4 protein-coding genes are annotated in these 3,691 nt (G+C 34.4%); 3 read left to right on the top strand and 1 reads right to left on the bottom strand.

What is annotated here, in order from left to right; translation table 11 throughout:
• Window positions 1–220: 220 nt before the first annotated feature.
• Window positions 221–1,102: a PPK2 family polyphosphate kinase gene (locus tag AC061C_RS15425; protein WP_478291907.1), complete on the bottom strand. Its 882-nt coding sequence runs from the start codon at window positions 1,100–1,102 to the stop codon at window positions 221–223.
• A gap of 151 nt (window positions 1,103–1,253) precedes the next feature.
• On the opposite strand from AC061C_RS15425, the gene AC061C_RS15420 reads away from it, so the two are divergent.
• From AC061C_RS15420 to AC061C_RS15410, 3 genes are all read left to right on the top strand, one after another.
• Window positions 1,254–2,090: a DUF6929 family protein gene (locus tag AC061C_RS15420; protein ID WP_478291906.1), complete on the top strand. Its 837-nt coding sequence runs from the start codon at window positions 1,254–1,256 to the stop codon at window positions 2,088–2,090.
• Window positions 2,091–2,197: 107 nt separating this feature from the next.
• Window positions 2,198–2,698, top strand: a complete 501-nt coding sequence (locus AC061C_RS15415) for an RNA polymerase sigma factor (RefSeq protein WP_478291905.1) — start codon at window positions 2,198–2,200, stop codon at window positions 2,696–2,698.
• A 2-nt stretch (window positions 2,699–2,700) separates the two neighbouring features.
• Window positions 2,701–3,691, top strand: a 991-nt coding sequence (locus AC061C_RS15410) for a carboxypeptidase-like regulatory domain-containing protein (protein WP_478291904.1), incomplete at its 3' end; no start/stop codon positions are given.

Genomic DNA, 3,691 nt, shown 5'->3' with positions numbered 1-3,691 from the left:
CTAAAAATAACATTGGTAAAATAATTCTTTTCATCTTAGTTGCTTGTTTAAATTTTAAACAAAGTAATGCCGTGAATTTAAACTCTGAATGAATTGAATATTAACAAAAAGCCAAGAGTTGGCTCTATTTTAAACATGCGAAAAACAATAATTTTACATACTAACAGTACCGTAATACAATAATAAACTTCAAATAACTTTCGTAAGAAAATCCATTAACTTAATTCTCTTTTTTCAACATTTCTTTATACATTTCCATATTCGCCTTGATCGTATCGTCCATCTCAGGTTCCTTAATATCGGTATGTTTTTGCATTTCTTCCCAAATAATCTTAGCTACAATATAGCGTGCCATTTCCTTATCATCAGCAGGAACAACATACCATGGCGCATATTCTGAACTTGTATTGTTAATTGCCTCTTCATAATAATGCATATAATCATCCCAACGATCCCTTTCTTTTAAATCGCCTACCGAAAATTTCCAGTTGTGTTCTTTTTCTTCCAGTCGGCGCAACAAACGCTGCCTTTGCTCCTCTTTACTCAAATGCAAAAAGAACTTTAAAATAATGGTTCCATTTTGCGTAATATGCTTTTCAAAATTATTAATTTGTTGCATTCTATTTTCCCAAAACTGAGGTGTAACATCGTCAACGGTTTCAATACCCGGCAAATTTTCATTCATAATATATTCAGGATGAACTCTGGTGACCAAGACATTTTCATAATGCGTTCTGTTAAAAACCGCAAACTTCCCTTTTTCTGGCAAAACCAAATAATGCCTCCACAAGTAATCGTGTTCTAACTCACTTGAATTGGGTGTTTTAAAACTATGTACCACAACTCCTCGAGAATTGAATTCCTTAAAAACTTCCCGAATCAGACTATCCTTTCCAGAGGTGTCCATACCTTGCAAACAAATCAAAACGCCATAGCGATTGTGTGCATACATCACATCTTGCAGCTGGCTTAATTTTTTGGAAACATTTTCTAACTTATCTTCTTTTTTTTCATCGCTTGCCCCAATATTAAGATTGGTAGGCAATTGTGACAAACTTATTTTGTCAATAACTTTAAAATCATCCGGATTTATAGACTTCATAGGAAATAATTTATCTTTACCTCTCAAATATACCAAATTATTAGGAGCTTTTTCCTGCTGTACGCTTGAATCTTTTCCTCCGCCAAAAGAGGCCGAAGGAAAAGGATACCGCTGCCATCAGGGCTAAAGAATCGCTTTCAAAACAAATACAATGGAAAAATTCACACTCGAACTATTATTCCAAATCATTGGCATTGGTTCCGCATCAGGACTTATTTACAAAGACAATTCCCTACTGATTATTGGTGACAACAGCGGTTTTCTTTACGAATACCATATGGATTCCCTTGATTTAAAACGCCATCCGTTACTGGAAAACCCAATAGAAAATACCCTCAAAAAAGACAAAGCTGATTTTGAAGCCATAACCCATTTCGGTGATAGTTTGTACGTTTTTGGCTCCGGTTCCACCGAGAAAAGAAACAAAATGATACAAATTAACTCCAGCGATAAAAAGATAATCGCCACGAATGATTTAACCGATTTGTATGCAATCATGCAAAATTTCGGAGACATAAAACCTGAAGACTTCAACCTCGAAGGTGCTATATATAATGGCGAAAGTTGGTTTTTGTTGAATCGCGGCAACGGAAGTTCCAATAAAAATGTCCTTTTCACCATAGAAGGAAAAAATCTGACTAACGATTTCACTATTCTTTCAAACGACTATAAACTGCCAAAAATTACAGGTGTACGCAGTAGTTTTACCGATGCTATTTTAGTTGACAACAGTATTTATTTTTTGGCCACAGCCGAAGATACCGAATCTACATATGATGACGGCGAAGTTTTAGGAAGTCTTATTGGGAGAATCAACCTGAAAACAATGAAAATAGATTTTACCCAAAAAATCAGTAGCACCCATAAATTCGAAGGATTGACTTTATACACCAATTCAAAAGAAAAAATAGAGTTTCTGCTTTGTGAAGATAAAGACACCGAAGTTCTGGAAACAGATATTTACAAATTATCCTTTTCAAATCAATAAATCAAAAAATAATTTATTTCCATCCCAACCTTTTTCATTTTTTTCATCTCTTTAGTAGAAAGACATCAATTGTGATAAACGAAAAATTAATTTCTGAATGCAAAAAAATGCATCGAGATGCCCAGCGTCAAGTGTACGAGCTTATGGCTCCAAAATTGTACCGCACTTGCAAGCGCTACCTAAAGAAAGAGGAAGAAATAGAAGAAGCATTGGCCGATGCTTTCTATACTATTTTCACAAAACTCGACCAGCTCAAAGAATTTAGCGCTTTTGAAGCTTGGTCCCGAAAAATTACAGTTAATCATTGTTTGGCTACCATCAAGAAAAACACCAATTTCAATTTGTATCTTGATGATATCAAAACTATTTCGCAACCTCTTACTGATGAAATAACGGACCTCGAAGAGGAAGATTTGCTGAATTTGCTCAATCATATTCCTGAAGGTTGCAAGACAATTTTTAATCTTTTCGTTATTGAAGGCTATGGTCACAAAGAAATTGCAGTTATGCTGAACATTTCCGAAGGCACATCAAAATCACAATTGAATGCTTCGAAAACCAAGCTAAAGGAATTAGTAAACAATTTGTATTACCAAAAAGCGAAATAGTCATGGACAATCAAGAAAAAATATTCCAAAAAATAAAAAATGCTTCCCAAAAAGCAGAAGAAAAAGACTTTCCTGCAATGGAAAAAGTTTGGATGCGAGTAGAAGAAAAACTCGATGAAAAAGAAGACAAAAAAGCTTTTGTACTTTGGAAAAAATTAGCCATTGCCGCTTCACTCCTATTGTTTTTCTCATTGGTATACCAGTTTATTAAAACCGATTCGAAAGTAATCACTCCAAGCGGAACGAAAGAAAACAGCGTGGTTATTCAAGAAAAAACAGAGCCTAAACAAACCGAGGGACTTTCAAAAACCATAAAACCAGATGTAAAAGTTATTCTAAAAAAACAAATTGAAAAACCTGTAGTCGTAGTAAAAACAACAACTCATATCAATACTGACATCAATCAAATAACTTCTACTAATTCAGAAGACATCGAACGGAACAAGGACAAAGAAGCGAATATTAACGCCTTTAAAGTCGAAGCAATTGCATTAGAAGAAAATAAGGCTAAAGCCAAAATCACATCTACTTACGATGCCACAACAAGAATGATTTCAGGCATAGTTACAGACGAAATGGACTTACCACTTCCTGGGGTGAATGTATATATTAAAGGAATAACAAAAGGAGTCGCAACTAACTTTGAGGGAAAATTTAGCATCAAAGCTGAAAAAGGAGATGAACTTGTTTTTTCATATATAGGATATGAAGACAGTTATGCCACTGTTAGTGAAAATGATAAAATAAATATGAAACTGGTTAATAATTCAATGGCTTTGAATGAAGTAGTAGTTGCTAGTTATGCATCAAAGCCAAAAAAATCAGTTTTGACGGGTTCTGTTACTATGATTTCTAGTAATGATCTGCTAAAACAAAAATCAGTAAATGTTAGTCAAGCCCTTCAAGGTAAAGTTGCAGGTGTTCAAATTACAAACAATCCGGGATATTTAAGCCAAGGTACGCCTAAACCTTCTCCAACAATTATAATCGGTG

The organism is Flavobacterium sp. GNP010 (assembly GCF_056428945.1).
This window is presented reverse-complemented; position numbering and strand designations above follow the sequence as displayed.